The organism is Bradyrhizobium sp. AZCC 1721 (genome assembly GCF_036924715.1).
Taxonomy (GTDB): domain Bacteria; phylum Pseudomonadota; class Alphaproteobacteria; order Rhizobiales; family Xanthobacteraceae; genus Bradyrhizobium.
This window is the reverse complement of record NZ_JAZHSB010000001.1, coordinates 990394-1007794: the sequence shown is the minus strand read 5'-3', so window position 1 is coordinate 1007794 and position 17401 is coordinate 990394. Positions and strand designations below refer to the sequence as shown.

General features: G+C 64.0%; 17 protein-coding genes and 1 pseudogene. 6 read left to right on the top strand and 12 right to left on the bottom strand.

The features are described 5' to 3' along the window. Positions 1 to 137: 137 nt before the first annotated feature. The gene (locus tag V1273_RS04885; protein WP_334408891.1) at positions 138 to 1058 is read left to right on the top strand and encodes an MJ0042-type zinc finger domain-containing protein; all 921 of its coding nucleotides are present in this window, start codon (positions 138 to 140) and stop codon (positions 1056 to 1058) included. Between the two features lie 39 nt (positions 1059 to 1097). Further along, positions 1098 to 1476, top strand: a pseudogene (locus V1273_RS04880) (response regulator). 180 nt (positions 1477 to 1656) lie between these two features. Here the strand turns inward: V1273_RS04880 and V1273_RS04875 are convergent. Both V1273_RS04875 and V1273_RS04870 read right to left on the bottom strand, forming a co-directional pair. Beyond that, positions 1657 to 2634 (bottom strand): IS110 family transposase, encoded by a 978-nt coding sequence (locus tag V1273_RS04875; protein WP_334408422.1) that lies wholly within the window; start codon positions 2632 to 2634, stop codon positions 1657 to 1659. A gap of 283 nt (positions 2635 to 2917) precedes the next feature. Continuing rightward, positions 2918 to 5557 carry a TIGR02302 family protein gene (locus V1273_RS04870; protein ID WP_334408889.1) on the bottom strand — a complete coding sequence of 880 codons (2640 nt, stop codon included), beginning with the start codon at positions 5555 to 5557 and terminating at the stop codon, positions 2918 to 2920. Between the two features lie 169 nt (positions 5558 to 5726). Between V1273_RS04870 and V1273_RS04865 the strand changes: the two genes are divergently transcribed. Next, complete coding sequence (locus tag V1273_RS04865) at positions 5727 to 6107, top strand: carboxymuconolactone decarboxylase family protein (RefSeq protein ID WP_065743820.1); 381 nt, start codon at positions 5727 to 5729, stop codon at positions 6105 to 6107. An 11-nt stretch (positions 6108 to 6118) separates the two neighbouring features. Then, positions 6119 to 7030: an NAD(P)-dependent oxidoreductase gene (locus V1273_RS04860; RefSeq protein ID WP_334408888.1), complete on the top strand. Its 912-nt coding sequence runs from the start codon at positions 6119 to 6121 to the stop codon at positions 7028 to 7030. Between the two features lie 159 nt (positions 7031 to 7189). Here the strand turns inward: V1273_RS04860 and lysA are convergent, their stop codons facing one another. The 3 genes from lysA to argH form a co-directional block, all read right to left on the bottom strand. Next, positions 7190 to 8455, bottom strand: a complete 1266-nt coding sequence (gene lysA / locus V1273_RS04855; protein WP_334408887.1) for a diaminopimelate decarboxylase — start codon at positions 8453 to 8455, stop codon at positions 7190 to 7192. Between the two features lie 7 nt (positions 8456 to 8462). After that, positions 8463 to 8726 (bottom strand): LPS translocon maturation chaperone LptM, encoded by a 264-nt coding sequence (lptM, locus tag V1273_RS04850; protein ID WP_334366517.1) that lies wholly within the window; start codon positions 8724 to 8726, stop codon positions 8463 to 8465. Positions 8727 to 8850: 124 nt separating this feature from the next. Next, positions 8851 to 10248 (bottom strand): argininosuccinate lyase, encoded by a 1398-nt coding sequence (argH, locus tag V1273_RS04845; RefSeq protein WP_334408886.1) that lies wholly within the window; start codon positions 10246 to 10248, stop codon positions 8851 to 8853. Positions 10249 to 10383: 135 nt separating this feature from the next. On the opposite strand from argH, the gene tlpA reads away from it, so the two are divergent. Further along, the gene (gene tlpA, locus V1273_RS04840) at positions 10384 to 11061 is read left to right on the top strand and encodes a thiol:disulfide interchange protein TlpA (RefSeq protein WP_442893707.1); all 678 of its coding nucleotides are present in this window, start codon (positions 10384 to 10386) and stop codon (positions 11059 to 11061) included. Positions 11062 to 11157: 96 nt separating this feature from the next. Here the strand turns inward: tlpA and V1273_RS04835 are convergent, their stop codons facing one another. From V1273_RS04835 to V1273_RS04810, 6 genes are all read right to left on the bottom strand, one after another. Beyond that, the gene (locus V1273_RS04835; RefSeq protein WP_028348190.1) at positions 11158 to 11346 is read right to left on the bottom strand and encodes a putative motility protein; all 189 of its coding nucleotides are present in this window, start codon (positions 11344 to 11346) and stop codon (positions 11158 to 11160) included. Between the two features lie 122 nt (positions 11347 to 11468). Beyond that, complete coding sequence (locus tag V1273_RS04830) at positions 11469 to 12350, bottom strand: 3-hydroxybutyryl-CoA dehydrogenase (RefSeq protein ID WP_334366514.1); 882 nt, start codon at positions 12348 to 12350, stop codon at positions 11469 to 11471. 188 nt (positions 12351 to 12538) lie between these two features. After that, a complete protein-coding gene (locus tag V1273_RS04825; protein ID WP_065745934.1) occupies positions 12539 to 13483 on the bottom strand; it encodes an electron transfer flavoprotein subunit alpha/FixB family protein in 945 nt (314 codons plus the stop codon). Further along, entirely contained in the window at positions 13483 to 14232 is a 750-nt protein-coding gene (locus V1273_RS04820; protein WP_334366512.1) for an electron transfer flavoprotein subunit beta/FixA family protein, read from the bottom strand. Before V1273_RS04820 ends, V1273_RS04825 begins: the two co-directional genes overlap by 1 nt. Positions 14233 to 14370: 138 nt before the next feature. Then, positions 14371 to 14943, bottom strand: coding sequence for a cob(I)yrinic acid a,c-diamide adenosyltransferase (locus V1273_RS04815; protein WP_334408885.1), 573 nt, complete (start codon positions 14941 to 14943; stop codon positions 14371 to 14373). Between the two features lie 23 nt (positions 14944 to 14966). Continuing rightward, positions 14967 to 15161 carry a twin transmembrane helix small protein gene (locus tag V1273_RS04810; protein ID WP_334366510.1) on the bottom strand — a complete coding sequence of 65 codons (195 nt, stop codon included), beginning with the start codon at positions 15159 to 15161 and terminating at the stop codon, positions 14967 to 14969. A 146-nt stretch (positions 15162 to 15307) separates the two neighbouring features. On the opposite strand from V1273_RS04810, the gene V1273_RS04805 reads away from it, so the two are divergent. Continuing rightward, entirely contained in the window at positions 15308 to 16201 is an 894-nt protein-coding gene (locus V1273_RS04805; protein WP_334366509.1) for a YihY/virulence factor BrkB family protein, read from the top strand. On the opposite strand, the gene V1273_RS04800 is transcribed toward V1273_RS04805, so the two are convergent. Next, on the bottom strand, positions 16125 to 17381 hold the full coding sequence (locus V1273_RS04800) for an ATP-binding protein (RefSeq protein WP_334383784.1): 1257 nt from the start codon (positions 17379 to 17381) through the stop codon (positions 16125 to 16127). The two genes, V1273_RS04805 and V1273_RS04800, sit on opposite strands and share 77 nt — an antisense overlap. Between the last annotated feature and the right edge of the window lie 20 nt (positions 17382 to 17401).

The following is a 17401-nucleotide window of genomic DNA, read 5'->3' as shown; positions in this document are numbered from 1 at the left end:
CCGAACCTGAACTTTGGGCTCGTGGCCCGCTGGTTTGGGCGCCAACCGGACAAAACGGTTTTGCGGCCGTTATGGTTTCCGATTCGTTAACGGTCGGTATGTAGCATCCGGGCGAAGACACTGGTGAGATGGGCTCCATGCATATCGTTTGTCCCCATTGTACAACATCTTACGCCATCAATCCGACCACCTTGGGCACCGGCGGGCGCACCGTCCGCTGCTCCCGCTGCAAGGAAACCTGGCTGGCGCGGCCCGAGGACGCGATCGAACTGGCCGCCATGCCGGCAGCCATGCCAAGTGCTCCGCTGCCAAGTGCTCCGCCAACTCCGGCGCAATCGAGCCAGCCGGCCGCAAGCGATGCCGCGGCCGAATGGGAGGCGATGGCGCGCGAGGAAGAGGAACAGGACACCCCGGTGGTCGACAGTCCCTCGATTTCGGCAGGCTGGCCGGCCGAGGGCGAAGGGTCGCGCCAAGGCGGCGACAGAGGCGGCGACAGCGACTGGCCATCGATTGCCCGGCACGATGCGGAAGACCATGGGGATATCCCCATCACCACGCACCGCGAGCGGCTGGCCCGTCTTTTCCGGCTGCCCTCCCTGCCCCGTATTCCGTTCATCCCGTCCGTCGGCCTGCCGACCGCCTGCGCCGCGATGGGCGCGCTGATACTGGCGCTGATGATCTGGCGCACCGAAATCGTGCGGCTGCTACCGCAAACCGCGACGTTCTACAAGATGGTCGGGCTGGAAGTGAACCTGCGCGGGCTGGCGTTCAAGGACATCAAGATCAGCAACGAGACCGTGGACGGCAAGCCAGTTCTGGTCATCGAGGGCGTGATCGTCGGCGAGACCAAAAAGCCGGTCGAATTGCCGCGGCTGCGCTTCTCCGTCCGCGACGCGCAGGGTGCCGAGATCTACGCCTGGAACGCGGTACTGGAACAGCCGGTGCTCAAGCCCGGCGAGCGCGCCTATTTCAAGTCGCGGCTGGCTTCGCCGCCGCCCGAAGGCCGTAATATTGACGTACGCTTTTTCAACAAGCGGGATCTGGCCGGCCACGCCTGAACCTGGCCGCGCTTCCGCAAGGCGAGAGATCAAGACTTCATGCCACGCGTGCTGATTGCCGATGACGAAGATTCCATGCGCTCGCTGGTGGCGCGCGCCATCGCCATGGATGGCCACGAGACCGTCACCGCCGAGGACGGCGCCGACGCGCTCGATATCCTGACGCGCGAGCAAGGCCTATTCGACCTGCTCTTGACCGACATCCAGATGCCGGTCATGGACGGCATCGCGCTGGCGCTGACGGCGGCGCGGGGATTTTCCCAACCTGAAGATCCTGCTGATGACGGGCTTCGCCGACCAGCGCGAACGCGCCTCCGGCCTCAATGCGATCGTGCACGACGTGGTGACGAAACCGTTTTCGGTGCACGACATCCGTACGGCTGTGGCCGATGCGCTGGCGGCGCGGAAGAACGGGTAGGTTAATCCACGGTCGTCGTCCCCCGCGAAGGCGGGGGATCTACCGTGATGTTCGTCAAGAGGTCGATCATGGGCGAGAGTGCGGCATCGTGCTCGCCGGTCAAGGCGACCGCTGCGCGGCGGCGATGCCGGCCTTGACCGGCTGCGCTCGCTGCCGCGTTGGCTTGCCATGATCGAAGGCTCATGCCGCAGGCCTGGCTGCGTGTCTCCAATCTGATCGGTCACGGATCATGGCGTTGAGCGTCACCAGCATTTTGCGCATGACGGCGGTGAGCGCGACCTTGCCCAGGCGATGATTGTCATCGACCAGATGTCGGTAGAAGGCCTTCATGACCGGATTGTGCTGGATCGCGCTGCGGGCGCCGTTGAAGAGCACTTTGCGCACGCTGGAGCGGCCATGACCAATGGACGCATGCCCGTGCTGCTTGCCGCTGTCGCGCGTGTGCGGGGCAAGGCCGCAAAGGGCCGCGATTTTCTTGCCTGACAGATGTCCGAGTTCCGGCAGGTCCGCGATCAATGTTTCCGCGATGGCGGGGCCGACACCGCAGAAGGTTTGCAGCCGCCGGCTGGTCTCGGCATGCGCGGAGCTTGCGATGCGTTCGGCGATGGCCTTGTCGACCGTAGCGAGTGAACGCTCAAGGGCGGCAATGACCGCCCGCAGGCTCTTGCGCACAATGGCGCTGTCTGCCACGTCGCAGCGGCAGGTCTCGGCATGCAGCAGAGCCTGTAACTGCCGGCGCCGCGATGCGAGTTCACGTAAGACCTCATCGGCCTCTGGAACCGACTCGATGTCGCGGCGAGCGAGCTCCTCGGCGGCAAAGTCGGCCAACAATTTGGCGTCGATGCGGTCCGTCTTGGCCTTGATGCCACGCCGCCTGCGATAGGCGACGACTTCGTTCGGGTGCACCTGCTTGAAGGCGACCTTCGCGCGGCGGAGACACCGTCGCAGAAGCCGCTCATAGCCGCCCGTCGGCTCGAACGCGACCAGGCCGATCGAGCCGGCCCCGATCTGCATAAACCAAGCGTCAATCGCTCGCTCACTGTTCGCGATCCGCTTGACCCGACTGTCACCCGCGATCGCAATGTCGATCCACTCCTTGGCAACGTCCACCCCGATCACCATCTTGTCCATGTGGCTGTTCTCCGACAGAATATGCATCTGGTCGGCACGCCGGATTGCAATGCGGGCTCAGGCCCTCTCTACCGTGCGCGTGTCAGACCGTAACGCCGGCGGTCCTAAGATTCCCACGGTCTTGCAGGACCTGACCAGTACTCGAGGGGCCGCCGGCGCCCCATCCAACAGGATGGCGACGCCATCATGCAACCCAGTACGCCGCGGCCTTTCGATTCTAGCGCTGACGTTACTGGAATACTGGATCACCCGCCTTCGCCTTCGCGGGTGATGACAGTTTGCGCGAGGGCGGCCGCGCAGGCCTAGCCCCTCAATAATCCTTCAACAGCCGCTCGATGTAATCCAGTTCGATCTGCGGACGGGCCGGATCGCCGAGACGGCGGCGCAGTTCTTCCAATATCCGGCGGACCCGCTGCACGTCGATCTCGCCGGGGATCTTCACCGAATAGTCGTCGGTGAATTCGTTATGGCGCATCGGCCGTCCGAGCGGATCGGTCGAGTTGGCGGCGCCCTGCTGGCGGCCTCTGGGGTTGCCGGGGCCGTCGCCCGGCTGGTCGCCGTCACCCTGCTGCATGGCTTCCGCAAGGCTCTGGGCGCCCTTGCGCAGCGCGTCCAGCGCACGGCCCTGCGAGTCCACCGCGCCATCGGCATTGCCCTCGCCGAGCCGGCCGGTGGCATCGCCCATGGCCGAATCGGCCTGATCGAGCCCGTCCTCGCCATCGCCTTGCTCGCCGCCTTGCCCCTGCTGGCCTTGACCCTGCTGGCCCTGCTGGTCGCCACGCTGACCCTGCTGGCCGCGCTGGCCCGGGCCCATGCCGCGCTTGGCGAGCTCTTCCTGCAACTTTTTCAGGCGGTCGCGCAGGCCCTGCTGGTCCTGCTGCAGGTCGCCCATGCCCTGATCGCCCTGCTTGTCACCCTGCTTGCCGCGCATGCGGTCGCGCCGCGAATCCTGGCCCTGCTTGTAGGTCTTGTCGCGCAATTGCTGCTGCTTGCGGATCATGTCGCCGAGTTCGTTCAGCGCCTGCTCCATCTCGTTGTCGCCGCCCTGGCCGGGCTGCGCCATCTGCAGATTTTCCAGCATCTGCTGTAGTTGTTCCAATAGCTGCTTGGCGGCATCCTTGTCGCCGGAACGCGACATCCGCTCCAGCCGGTCGAGCATGTTCTTGAGATCCTGCTGGCTCAGCATTTTCGTGTTGGGATCGAGCGGGCGCGCCTGTTGCTGCGGGTTGTTGCGGAACTGCTCGGCGAGCTGGCGCAGGAAATTGTCCAGCGCAGCGCGCAGATTATCCGTCAGCTTCTTGATCTCCTCATCGGTGGCGCCACGCTCCAGCGCCTGCTTGAGCGCGTCCTGCGCCGCACGCAGCGCCTTCTCGACGTCGGTGATGTTGCCGTCCTCGATGGTGACGGCAAGCGCCCACATGCTGGCGACGACCTCGCGCAGCGCGGCGTCGGTGCGCGCCTCCTCCAGTTGGTGCTTAACACTGAAGAGACCGAGATAGTGACCGGCTTCGGGCGTGAACAGTTCCGGCGCGATCATCAGCGCATCGAGGGCGGTATAAACTTGCGAATTCTGATTGGCATCGAGCGCCAGAATGCGGCGTTGTTCGATCAGGGCGCGGGCGAGCGGCTTGGTGAACAGCCGTTCCGGCAGCCGCATGTTGAACGGCTCGCTCCTGCCCTCATTGCCGGCCTCGTCCTTGGCCGTGAGCGTCAGCGTCACATCGGCGCCGGCATAGGGATCCTCGCTGAGATCCTTCACGGTCTGGCCGACGCCATTGCGCGTGCGCGCATTCGGCAGCACCAGCGCAAACTGCGGCGGCTCGAACAGCGGCCGTGGCTCGGCCTTCTCGGCCTCCTTGCTCTTGTCTTCCTTGTTACCTTCCTTGTTACCTTCCTTGCCGGAATCGGGAACACGGACGGCGAATTGCGCGCGCGCTTCGGTGACGCCGTAGTCATCCTCGAGCTTGTAGGACGTCTGCAGCGAGCCGCGGGCCTGACGCTCCGGATCTTTCGCCAGCGAGATGGTCGGGGCACGGTCGGGCGTCGCCGCGAAGCGCCACAGCGGCTGGCCGGAGGGCGCGCGGACATGCGCGGTGCCGTCACCCGTGATCTTGAAATGCCGTTCGTTGGTGCCCTTCGGCGCCTGCTCGCTGGGCGCGACCTCGGTCACGCCGCCGCCGACCACGACGTCGATATTGCCGCCGCTGGAACGCACCAGCAGCGTGCTGCCTGCAGGCACCGGCAATGGTGCCCCGCTATCGGGAGAAGCCGCATCCCTGTTGGCGGCAGACAGAATGACCGGCGGCTTGCCGGTATAGAGCGGCGGAGTCACCCAGGCATCGACCCGGACGTTGGCCGGCGCCAGCACGCCGTTCCAGTCGAATGCCGCAGCAATTCGTAGCCGGCGCTCGTCGCCGGCGGCGACATAGGCGGCCGCCAGCATTACCATGACCAGCGCACGCAGCGCCCAGGGGTCGTGGATCGCCAGCCGCGGCGAAGGCAGCCCGGCGCGGATCCGCTTGATCGAGGCCAGCGTGCGCTCCCGCTGCTCCCGCCACAGCGCCTGCGCGATCGGATCACTGATCGAGAGTGTGTCGGTCAGCGCGGTCGCCGGGCGATGGCGAATGCCGGTGCCGCGGTCGAGCCGGCTCAACGCCTCTTCGCGGCTCGGCCAGCGAAACCGCACGAGCGGGAACAATGCGGCCAGCGCCGCGAGGGCGAACAGGCCAAGGCAGATCGCGCGTGCAAGGAACGGCAGCGCCAGCCACAATCCGGCCCAGGACACCACCAGGAACAGCCCAATGACGCTCAGAAACCGGACGAGCCCTGGCCAGGTACGTTCCCACGCAATCGCGTATTGGGCCCGTTGCAGAGCCTGCGTCAGTTGAAGCCGCGCGACGGCGTCCGGCTCGCGCGCTGGCTTCGTGGGGTCGGGGGTGGCGCCGCTCAACAATCTCTCCGGGTTGTCGACAAGTCAGCCTAGCACAACGGCGGCAATGAGGCACCCGTCCCCGGGGTAACCCACACCCGGAAATACGCATAACATTACACGAAGGCGTGACTGCGGGCGTCCCGCCCCGTAACGTTCGCGCCGAACCGTAAAAATACGAGGAAGCGACATGGACCAGAAGACACACGACAAGGGGCTGGAAATTCGCAAAGCGGTGCTCGGCGAGGCCTATGTCGACAACGCGCTGAAGAGCGCCGATAGTTTTAACAAGCCGTTCCAGGAACTCGTCACCGAATATTGCTGGGGCGCGGTGTGGGGCCGCGAGGAACTGCCGCGCAAGACCCGCAGCATGCTCAATCTGGCCATGATCTCGATCCTGAACCGTCCGCACGAACTGAAGGCGCACATCAAGGGCGCGCTGACCAACGGCGTCAGCCGCGACGAGATCCGCGAGATCTTCATGCAGGTTTCGATCTATGCCGGCATCCCTGCCGGCGTCGACAGCTTTCGCATCGCGCGCGAGGTGTTCGCGGAATTGGACAAGGGCTGAGGCGCAGCACCATGGAAATCGGATTCATCGGCCTCGGGAAGATGGGCTTCCCGATGGCGCGCCGCCTGATCGAGGCCAAGCATCAACTCACCGTGTTCGATACGCGGCAGGAAGCCATAGGCAAGCTCGGCGCGCTCGGCGCGCAGGCGGCATCGTCGCCGAAGGATATCGCCGACCGCTGCGAGACGGTGCTGGCGAGCCTGCCGTCGCTGCAGGCGTCGCTTGACGTGGCGACCGGCGCAGGTGGCGTGATCGAAGGGAGGCGCGTCAAACGCTTCGTCGATCTCTCTACCGTCGGCTCGCAGATGGCGGCCAGGATTCACGGTCTTCTGGCGAAGAATGACATCGTGCAGATCGACAGCCCCGTCAGCGGCGGCGTCGGCGGCGCCGAGAAGGGAACGCTGGCCGTGATGGTCTCCGGCCCGCGCGCCGATTACGAGTTGACAAAACCCGCGCTCGACGTGATCGGAAAAGTGTTTTTCATCGGCGAAAAGCCCGGCTCGGCGCAAACGATGAAACTGGCGAACAACTTCCTGTCGGCGACCGCGATGGTGGCGACGTCGGAAGCGGTTGTGATGGGCGTCAAGGCAGGGCTCGATCCAGCCGTCATGATCGACGTCATCAACGCAGGTTCCGGGCTGAACACGGCAAGCCGTGACAAGTTTCCGCGCTCGGTGCTGCCGCGCAGTTTCGATTTCGGCTTTGCCACGGGACTGATGGTGAAGGACGTGCGACTTGCGCTGGAGGAGATGAAATCGCTGGGACTGTCGATGGAAGTCGCCGAAGCGGTCGGCCGGCTCTGGGAGATCATCATCCGCGACGAGGGCGCGGAGTCGGATTTCACCGCGGCGATCAAGCCGATCGAAAAGGCGGCGGGAGTCGTGGTCGGCGGTGGCGGGAAGAGAAGTAACGCGGCCAAATAGACGCCGCCGTCGTCCCTGCGAACGCAGGGATCCATACTCCGCGGCCGGTGTTGCTTAGAAAAGAAAAATAACGAGCAGGTCGCGAAACAACTAACGCCTGTGGTTATGGGTCCCTGCGTTCGCAGGGACGACATCGTTGTTGTCGCGCCACCAGTGTCATCACAGCCACGGCGCCGGCTTATCCATCGCGATCAGTTCATCGACCTCGATGCGGGGGCGGACCACGGCGTACTGGTCGTCCTTGACCAGGACTTCCGGCACCAAAGGCCGCGTATTGTAGAAGCCGGATTGCACCGCGCCATAGGCGCCGGCGGTCATGATGGCCAGGAGATCGCCGGCCTTGGGCTCGGGCAAATTGCGATCGAGCGCGAGATAGTCGCCGGTCTCGCAGACGGGTCCGACCACGTCGGCCGTGATCGTCCGCGCATCCTTGGCCGGCTCGCGAACCGGGAGGATGTCATGGTGGGCTTCGTAGAGCGTCGGGCGGATCAGATCGTTCATCGCGGCGTCGATGATGACGAAGTTCTTGGCTTCGCCCGGCTTCACATAGATGACGCGGGAGACGAGGATGCCGGCATTGCCGACGATCATCCGCCCGGGCTCGAACATCAGCGTACAACCGAGATTGTGCGTCACCCGCTTGACCATCGCGGCATAGGCCGACGGCAATGGCGGCGCCTCGCGGTCGGCGTGATAGGGGATGCCGAGCCCGCCGCCGAAATCGATATGCGAGATCGTGTGGCCGTCGGCGCGCAGCGTCTGCACGAATTCGGAAAGAATCCGGAACGCGGTTTCCATCTTGGAGAGATCAGTGATCTGGCTGCCGATGTGCATATCGGTGCCGGTCACCTCGATCCCCGGTAAGCTGGCCGCACGGGCATAGACCTCGCGTGCGCGTGCAATGGGAATGCCGAACTTGTTCTCGGACTTGCCGGTGGCGATCTTGGCATGCGTGCCGGCGTCGACGTCAGGGTTGACCCGCAACGAAATCCGCGCGGTCTTGCCGGTCTCGACCGCGAGCTTCGACAGCAGTTCCAGTTCGGGTTCGGACTCGACGTTGATGCAGAGGATATCGGCCGCGAGCGCCGCGCGCAGTTCCATCTCGGTCTTGCCGACGCCGGAAAACAGAATCTTGCCGGGCGGAATCCCCGCCGCCAGCGCCCGCTTCAACTCGCCGCCGGAGACGACATCGGCGCCGGCACCAAGTTTCGCCAGCGTGCGCAGCACCGCCTGGTTGGAATTGGCCTTCATGGCGTAGCAGACCAGCGTCTTCTCGCCGGCAAAGGCCTCGGTGAAGACGCGGTAGTGGCGCTCCAGCGTCGCGGTCGAATAGCAATAGAACGGCGTGCCAACGGCATCCGCGAGTTCGGACAGATTCACGGCCTCGGCGTGCAGCACGCCGTTGCGATAGTCGAAGTGATTCATGGCGTGCTCAGTCCAGCAGCGGATCGAGAACGAATTTCTTCTTGCCGCCCTTGGGGGCGCTGGGGCCCGCCTCGGATCCATAGGTCGAATTGAAGACGCCGGGCTGCGCCGCGCGCTCGGCCTCGGTATCCGACGTGGCCTGCGCCTGCGGCGGCGCACTTGGCGGCAAATCGAGCCCGCCCTTGCGTCCGCAGCCGCCGAGTGCGAGCGCGGTCACACTCAACACGATGATGGCCCATCCCGACGATGACGGGCGGTAGTTACTGATCACGACGAAAATCCCCAATGCGCGCCGCACCATACAAAGGTTACCGCAGTCTGGCGAGTGCCGATCGGCCACGGAAACCCAAGAAAAACCCAAGGAAAAACCCAAGAAACTGCAGCGAAATTTTCGCTCAGCCCGATTTTTGCTCTTTTTCCAGCCGTTTCAGCCAGGCTTTGGCCTGCGAAAGCACGTTCTTCGGCGCGGTGCCGCCATAACTGGTCCGGCTTTTGACCGAGGCCTCCACCGACAGCACGCGCAGGGCGTCCGCGGTGATGTCAGGCTCGACCTCCTGCATCACCTTGAGCGGCAATTCGTGCAGCGCCACGCCCTGCTTCGACGCGAGCGCCACGATTCGCCCGGTAACATGATGGGCGTCGCGGAACGGCATTTTCAGCATCCGCACCAGCCAGTCGGCGAGATCGGTGGCGGTGGCGTAGCCCTCGCCGGCCGCGGCCTTCATCCGCGCCTCGTCGGGGACGAGATCGAGCACCATGCCGGTCATGGCGCGAATCGCGAGCGAGAGCGCGGAAAACGCCTCCATCGCGCCCTGCTTGTCCTCCTGCATGTCCTTTTGATAGGCGAGCGGCAGCCCCTTCATCACGATCAAAAGCCCGTTGAGCGCGCCGATCACCCGGCCGGTCTTGGCGCGCACCAGTTCGGCCGCGTCCGGATTGCGCTTCTGCGGCATGATCGAGGAGCCGGTGGTGAACTTGTCGGAGAGCCGCACCAGCCCCACCAGCGGCGAGGTCCAGATCACGATCTCCTCGGCAAAGCGCGACATATGCACGGCCGCGATCGACGCCGCCGATAGGGTTTCGAGCACGAAGTCGCGGTCCGATACCGCATCCAGCGAATTGGCCATGGGGCGTTCGAAGCCGAGCGCCTTGGCCGTGGCAGCGCGATCGATCGGAAACGAGGTTCCGGCGAGCGCCGCGGCGCCGAGCGGCGATTCGTTCAGCCGCTTGCGCGCGTCGGCAAAACGGCCGCGGTCGCGCGCCGCCATCTCGACATAGGCGAGCAGATGATGCCCGAAGGTGACGGGCTGGGCGGTCTGCAGATGAGTGAAGCCCGGCATCACGGTTGCGGCATGCTCCAGCGCGCGGGCAGCCAAAGCATGCTGGAAGGCGGCCAGCGCCGCATCCATCTCGTCGATCGTGTCGCGGACATAGAGCCGGAAATCGGTCGCCACCTGGTCGTTGCGCGAGCGAGCGGTGTGCAGCCGCCCCGCGGCGGGCCCTATCAATTCGGAAAGCCGGCTCTCGACATTCATATGGATGTCTTCGAGCGCGCGCTTGAAGTCGAACGAGCCCTTGCCGATCTCTGACAAAATCGTGTCTAGACCCTTGCCGATATTTTTCGCATCACTCGCGGTGATAATGCCTTGCGCGGCAAGCATTGCAGCGTGGGCCTTGGACGCGGCAATGTCCTGGGCATAGAGGTGACGATCGACGTCGATCGAGACGTTGATTTCCTCCATGATCGCATCGGGGCGCTCGCTGAACCGGCCGCCCCACATCTTGTTGCTCATGACTTCCCAAGCCCTGCCATCTATATCGTCGTAGCAGCGCGAAACGCCGCGCCGGTTTCGACCGTAATTCGACCGTAACCCCGATCGCATTCTTGAGCCCTGCATAGCCGTATCTGACACAGGATGACAAACGATATGCCCGAAATGTCCCCGCCCCGCCCCGCCACGAGGCGCCGGATCCCGATCGCCATCGGCGCGGTAGCGGCTGCGGGCGTCGTCGGATTGGGCGCGTTTTACGGGCTCGGCGGCTTCAAGCGCGGAACGGGCGGCGATCCGTCCTGTGCGGCAGCCGTCGAACTGGCCCGCAAGATATCGCCACTGGCGCATGGCGAGGTGGCCGCGCTGACCATGGCGACGACACCGCTGCGGCTGCCCGACCTCGCCTTCGAGGATGCCGAGGGTAAGCCAAGAAAGCTGTCGGAATGGCGCGGCAAGACGGTGCTGGTGAACCTGTGGGCCACCTGGTGCGTGCCTTGTCGCAAGGAAATGCCGGCACTCGACAGCCTGCAGGCCAAGCTCGGCGGCAAGGATTTCGAGGTGGTCGCCATCAACATTGACACCCGCGACCCCGAGAAACCGAAGAACTTCCTGAAAGAGGCCAATCTGACCCGGCTCGGCTATTTCGCCGACCAGAAAGCCAAGGTTTTTCAGGATCTTAAGAGCATAGGCAAGGCACTGGGCATGCCGACCTCGCTGCTAGTGGACGCCCAGGGCTGCGAGATCGCCAACCTTGCCGGTCCCGCCGAATGGGCCAGTGACGACGCCATCAAGCTGATCAAGGCCGCGATGCAGCCGATGAAGGCGGGGAGTTAGGCGCTAGGCAAAGCGAAGCGTGCCCACCAAAACCCTGTCCGTGCGCAACGATGGTGGGTACGGCGCAGGCGCGCCTTGGCCCACCCTACAAGACTGTCAAGCCGCAATATTGAGGTTGCCGCCGACGCCGGGGGCGAGATTGGCGGTCGAGGGCGTGCCGAGCAGCGTTTGAACCGCGGCCTTCTCGGCGTCCGCATTCTGCTTGATGATCGAGGTCTGGATCTGCTGCTGCGTGCCCGCCGCCTGCATCGCAAGCATGCTCGAAACCATAGCCATCATATCCATACGCAGCACTCCTCAAACCTGAGGGCACCGTATCCCGGCACCGGTTAATGAATGCTTGGCGAAACTGAGCGGTGGAGGAGTGAGCTGAGTGCAACCGACGAATCTGTACGAATTCTCGATCGTCAGCGCGTCGGGACCGGTTTGTCGCCGCGGTAGTCGTAGAAACCGCGCTGGGTTTTGCGCCCCAGCCAACCGGCTTCAACATATTTCACCAAGAGCGGGCACGGCCGGTATTTCGAATCCGCCAGCCCCTCATGCAGTACCTGCATGATCGACAGACAGGTATCGAGCCCGATGAAATCGGCCAGTTCCAGCGGCCCCATCGGATGGTGCGCGCCGAGCTTCATGGCGGCGTCGATCGCCTCGACGTTGCCGACACCCTCATAGAGCGTGTAGATCGCCTCGTTGATCATCGGCAGCAGGATGCGGTTGACGATGAACGCCGGGAAATCCTCGGACACCGCGATCTGCTTGCCGAGTTTCGTGACGAATTCCCTGGCGGTGTCGAACGTCAAATCGTCGGTGGCGATGCCGCGGATCAGCTCGACCAGTTCCATCTGCGGCACCGGATTCATGAAGTGAATGCCGATGAAGCGCTCGGGACGGTCGGTCGAGGCGGCGAGCCGGGTGATCGAGATCGACGAGGAGTTGGTGGCGACGATCGCTTCCGGCTTCAATACCGCGCAGAGTTCGTGAAAGATCTTGCGCTTGACCTCTTCCTTTTCGACCGCGGTCTCGATTACGAGGTCGCAATCCGAAAGCCCGTCGAGCGTCTCGGTGGAGGTAATCCGCTCCAGCGCCTTCTTGCGCGCGTCCTCGGTAATGATCTGCTTGGCAACCTGGCGCGACAAATGGCCGTTGATGGTCGCCATCGCCGATTTCAGTCGTTCGTCGGAGACGTCGTTGAGCACCACGTCCAAGCCGGCGAGCGCCGCCACATGCGCAATCCCGTGGCCCATCTGGCCCGAGCCGATCACGCCGACCTTCTTGATTGTCACCGCCATTTTGTCATCCACCGGAACGGCGCGCATATCGCGCCTGTTCATCTCTAAACCTCAGCTACGATATCATCAGACGCGAGGTTTCAGTCCCACCATTGGCACGTATTCTTCACGCGAAGCTTAATCCCCTTCGCCCGCATCCGCTTAAGGTAAACACCAGCCGGACGTTTGCGCGCCCGGCCGGTGTTCCGTTACTTTCCGAGCTTGCCGAGCGCGTCGGTCAGTTCAGGAACCGCCTGGTAGAGGTCCGCGACCAGGCCATAATCGGCGACCTGGAAGATCGGCGCGTCTTCATCCTTGTTGATCGCAACGATCACCTTGGAATCCTTCATGCCGGCGAGATGCTGGATCGCGCCGGAGATGCCGATTGCGACGTATAGTTCCGGAGCGACCACCTTGCCGGTCTGGCCGACCTGCCAGTCGTTGGGCGCATAGCCGGCATCGACCGCGGCGCGCGAGGCGCCGACGCCGGCGCCGAGCTTGTCGGCGAGCGGCTCGATATACTTGGCAAAGTTCTCGCGGCTCTGCATGGCGCGGCCGCCGGAAACGATGATCTTTGCCGAGGTCAGTTCCGGACGGTCGCTCTTCGCCACCTCTTCGCCGATGAAGCTGGAGAGGCCCGGATCGGCCGCAGCGGCGGCGTTCTCCACCGGAGCACTGCCGCCCTCACCTGCCGCGGCAAAGGTCGAAGTCCGCACCGTGATGACCTTCTTGGCGTCCTTGGACTTCACCGTCTGGATCGCGTTGCCGGCATAGATCGGCCGCTCGAAGGTATCGGGCGAAACCACCTTGATGATCTCGGACACCTGCATCACGTCGAGCAGAGCTGCGACGCGCGGCATCACGTTCTTGAAGCGCGAGGTCGCAGGCGCGACGAGAGCATCGTAACCGGAGGCCAGCGACACGATCAGCGCGGCCAGCGGCTCGGCGAGATCATGGGCATAGGCGGCATTGTCCGCGAGCAGCACCTTCTTGACGCCGGCAAGCTTGGCTGCGGCATCGGCCGCACCCTTGGCGTTCTCGCCGGCGACCAGCACGTGCACGTCGGCGCCGAGCGCAGCGGCTGCCGTCAGCGTCTTGTTGGTGGCATCCTTGATCGACGCGTTGTCGTGTTCGGCAATCAATAGCGTCGTCATCAGAGAACCCCGGCTTCGGTCTTGAGTTTGGAAACGAGCTCAGCGACGTCCTTGACCTTGACGCCACCCTTGCGGCCGGGCGGTTCCGATGTCTTGAGCACTTCGAGATGCGGCGTGAGATCGACGCCGTAATCGGCGGCGCTCTTGTCGTCGATCGGCTTCTTCTTTGCCTTCATGATGTTGGGCAGCGACGCATAGCGCGGCTCGTTCAGCCGCAGGTCGGTGGTGACGATCGCCGGTCCCTTCAGCTTCACGGTCTGCAGGCCGCCGTCGACCTCGCGCGTAACCTTGAAGTCTGCGCCTTCGACTTCGAGCTTGGAGGCAAATGTCGCCTGCGACCAGCCGAGCAGGGCGGCCAGCATCTGGCCGGTCTGGTTCGAATCGTCGTCGATCGCCTGCTTGCCGAGAATGATGAGGCCGGGCTTCTCGGCATCCGCTACGGCTTTGAGAAGCTTCGCGACCGCCAGCGGCTCGACATTGCCTTCGGCCTTGACCAGGATGCCGCGGTCGGCGCCCATGGCGAGACCAGTCCGGATCGTCTCCGATGCCTGCGCCGGGCCAATCGACACCACCACCACCTCGGTCGCCTTGCCGGCTTCCTTCAGCCGCAACGCTTCCTCGACCGCGATTTCGTCGAACGGATTCATCGACATCTTCACGTTAGCGAGTTCCACGCCCGTTCCGTCGCTCTTGACGCGGACCTTGACGTTGAAATCGACCACCCGCTTTACCGGCACAAGAACCTTCATCGATCCTCTTTCGCTTGAATTCTGGGGTTTGATCAGCTTGTTATTAGCTTGGGCGCGGAACCTAAAGGTCCCGCTATCGGCGGTCAACGCGCGAAAGCCAAAAATCGGCCGCGGAAGGCCCTACCTTCAAGGCCTACCTTAACGGTTCTGACCCGGCACCCACAACACGTCTCCGGCCCCATTATCGTTCATGGCGCGGCTGGCCACGAACAGGAAATCGGACAGGCGGTTCATATACTGAATGGCAGCCGCGCTCACCGGCTCCTCGGGCCCCGCGGCGAGTTCCACCATGACCCGTTCCGCCCTGCGGCATATGGTACGGGCGAGGTGCAGGTATGCGGCAGCGGGGGTACCGCCGGGCAACACGAACGAGGTCAGCGGCGCGAGATGATCGTTCAGCGCATCGATGTCGCGCTCGAGCCGCTCGACCTGGCTCGACAGCATCCGGAGCCGCTCGGCCTTGCCGTCGCGCTGGGGCACCGCAAGGTCGGCGCCGAGATCGAACAAATCGTTCTGGATCCGGCCGAGCATTGCATCGAGTTCGCGGGCATCGCCGAGATGCAGCCTCACCACGCCGATAGCGGCATTGGTCTCATCTACGGTGCCGTAGGCGCTAATGCGCAGATCGTATTTCGGGCGGCGTTCGCCGCTGCCGAGCGCCGTGGTGCCGTCGTCGCCGGTCTTCGTATAGATGCGGTTGAGCACGACCATGGCCGCTTCCCCTTTCCTGATCCTTATCTACCCAACGCCCACACCACGACCATGGTGATGACGATGGCGATGAACTGCAGCAGCACCCGAAGCCGCATCAGGCTCTGCGAGCGGTTCGGCGAGCCGCCCCGCATCATGTTGACGAGGCCGAGCAACAGCACGATAGCCACGGCCGCAAGCGCGATGGGGAGGACGATCGAACTCAGAAAGGATATCATCGGCGGTACATAACACCGCGAGGCGCTGACTTCCACACGATCACAACTCTCGCACTATTGCTCGACGATCTGGCTTTTAACCCAATAATATCAGATGCTAGCCCCGGCTTTAGGACCGGACCGCGATACCCCGATCGAGGTGAGATGTGAAGCTCATTCGCTACGTCTACCTCGTCGTCATGGAGGCGTTTTATACGTTCCTCGCCGATGACGGCTGGGCGATCGCGAGCCACATCGCGCTGTCGACGTTGATGGCGCTATTTCCGTTCCTGATCGTGCTGACGTCGCTGGCTGGCTTTTTCGGCTCCAAGGAACTGGCCGATGGGGCCGTCGGACTGTTGCTGCAAACCTGGCCGCAACAGGTCGCCGACGCGCTGTCAGGCGAAATCCACGACGTGCTGACGACGACGCGCGGCGACATCCTGACCGTCGGTGCGGTGCTGGCGGTCTATTTCGCCTCCAACGGCGTCGAGGCGCTGCGGGTCGCGCTGAACCGCGCCTATTCGGTGGTCGAGCCGCGGGCGTGGTACTGGCTGCGGCTGGAATCGATCGGCTATACGCTGGTCGCCGCCGTCACGTCGCTGTTGATGGCGTTCCTGATCGTGCTCGGTCCGCTGATCCTGGAGACGGCGCGCCGCCACATTCCGTTCTTCGTCGAGTCCAACGAAAGCCTTCTCACCTTCGCCCGCTATGGCATCACGATCACGGCGATGACAGTGGCGCTGTTTGTGCTGCATGCCTGGCTGCCCTGCGGCCGGCGGAGTTTTCTGCAGATCCTTCCGGGCATCGTCTTTACGATGGTGGGATCGCTGATCTCGGGCGTCGTGTTCGGCCAGTATCTGGCGCGCTTCGCCAGCAATTACGTGACGATGTATGCGGGGCTTGCCTCGGTCATCATCGCGCTGGTGTTTCTGTATTTCATTTCGGCGATTTTCGTCTTCGGCGGCGAACTGAACGCAGCCATCATGAAGTCGCAACTGCCGAAGGGGATGTCGCTGCATGCAGCGCAGTCGCCAGGGCGCGCGGGCTCACAGGCTTGACCAGAAAGATCTCGGCGCCGGCGGCGCGCGACGCCGCCTCGTCCTCGCTGCGGCCTGATATGCCGATGATCGGAATGCGCCCGAGCGGCGGCTCCAGCGCGCGAATGCGTCTGATCGCCTCGACCCCGTCGATTCCCGGCAGGACCATGTCCATCAACACCGCATCGAATGCGCCTTGCGCGAGCCGCTCGGGCGCCGCCTCGCCCTGGCCGATGAAGTCGGTCTGATGACCGAGTTCGGTCAGGATCGTGTTGAGCACGACACGGCCGAACGGATTGTCCTCGACGCTGAGCAGGCGCAATGGCCGAGGCGAACTGATCGATACCTCGCCATCGGCACCGGGCGCCGCCGTCACGACGTCCTTTGCGGGCGACATTACGACGTTGAGGGTAAAGGTGGTGCCGCCGCCGCGGCGTTGCGTCACGGTGATGTCGCCGCCCATGGCACGCGCCAGTTGCTTGACCGACGACAACCCGAGCCCGGCGCCGCCGAAGCGCGATGCAATGGAGGCATTGGCCTGCGAGAACGGCCGGAACAGGCGCTTGATTTCGCTCAGCGCAAGGCCGATCCCGCTGTCGGAGATCGCGAATGAAACAGCGACCTTGCCCTTCGGACCCCGCACAGGCGTGACCTGCAGCCCAACGCTGCCCTGTTCAGTGAATTTTACCGCATTGTCGATCAGGTTCTCCAGTGCGGCGCGCAGGCGGACGGGATCGCCGATCGCAAACCCTGGAAGCTTTTCGGAAATATCGACCGACGACTGCAGGCCCTTGGCCGCGGCGCGCCCGGTCAGCGAATCGCCGGCATTGCGGGCAAGCGTCTGCAGGTCGAAGAAGTCCTGCCGCACCTCGAGGCCCGGACCGCCGCTGCGCGCGGCGTCGACGAACAGGGTCGCAAGGCTCGCCAGATGTTCCGCGCCCGCCTTGATGGTGTCGACCCAGCGCCGTTCGCGTTCGTCGAGGTCCGAGGTCGCGAGCAGATTGCTGATCGCGAGAATGCCGGTCAGCGGCGTGCGGACCTCGTGAGCAAAGGCCGCCAGTGCGGTCTCGACCATGCCGGGCGCAGCGATGGCGGACTTGCGCGTGCCGCGTTTTTTGACCGCGGCGCCGGATACGCGCTTTTTCGCTCGCCGCTTCTTGACTGTTCCCGTGGTGCCTGGTGAGCGCCGCTTTGCCGCCATGGTCCCCCTTCCTCTGCCGC

What these genes read in the sequence shown, in the direction of transcription:
- V1273_RS04885 (WP_334408891.1), top strand. Translation starts at nt 138, where the DNA reads ATGCATATCGTTTGTCCCCATTGTACAACATCTTACGCCATCAATCCG.
- V1273_RS04875 (WP_334408422.1), bottom strand. Translation starts at nt 2,634, where the DNA reads ATGCATATTCTGTCGGAGAACAGCCACATGGACAAGATGGTGATCGGG.
- V1273_RS04865 (WP_065743820.1), top strand. Translation starts at nt 5,727, where the DNA reads ATGGACCAGAAGACACACGACAAGGGGCTGGAAATTCGCAAAGCGGTG.
- V1273_RS04860 (WP_334408888.1), top strand. Translation starts at nt 6,119, where the DNA reads ATGGAAATCGGATTCATCGGCCTCGGGAAGATGGGCTTCCCGATGGCG.
- lysA (WP_334408887.1), bottom strand. Translation starts at nt 8,455, where the DNA reads ATGAATCACTTCGACTATCGCAACGGCGTGCTGCACGCCGAGGCCGTG.
- argH (WP_334408886.1), bottom strand. Translation starts at nt 10,248, where the DNA reads ATGAGCAACAAGATGTGGGGCGGCCGGTTCAGCGAGCGCCCCGATGCG.
- tlpA (WP_442893707.1), top strand. Translation starts at nt 10,384, where the DNA reads ATGCCCGAAATGTCCCCGCCCCGCCCCGCCACGAGGCGCCGGATCCCG.
- V1273_RS04835 (WP_028348190.1), bottom strand. Translation starts at nt 11,346, where the DNA reads ATGGATATGATGGCTATGGTTTCGAGCATGCTTGCGATGCAGGCGGCG.
- V1273_RS04830 (WP_334366514.1), bottom strand. Translation starts at nt 12,350, where the DNA reads ATGGCGGTGACAATCAAGAAGGTCGGCGTGATCGGCTCGGGCCAGATG.
- V1273_RS04825 (WP_065745934.1), bottom strand. Translation starts at nt 13,483, where the DNA reads ATGACGACGCTATTGATTGCCGAACACGACAACGCGTCGATCAAGGAT.
- V1273_RS04820 (WP_334366512.1), bottom strand. Translation starts at nt 14,232, where the DNA reads ATGAAGGTTCTTGTGCCGGTAAAGCGGGTGGTCGATTTCAACGTCAAG.
- V1273_RS04815 (WP_334408885.1), bottom strand. Translation starts at nt 14,943, where the DNA reads ATGGTCGTGCTCAACCGCATCTATACGAAGACCGGCGACGACGGCACC.
- V1273_RS04810 (WP_334366510.1), bottom strand. Translation starts at nt 15,161, where the DNA reads ATGATATCCTTTCTGAGTTCGATCGTCCTCCCCATCGCGCTTGCGGCC.
- V1273_RS04800 (WP_334383784.1), bottom strand. Translation starts at nt 17,381, where the DNA reads ATGGCGGCAAAGCGGCGCTCACCAGGCACCACGGGAACAGTCAAGAAG.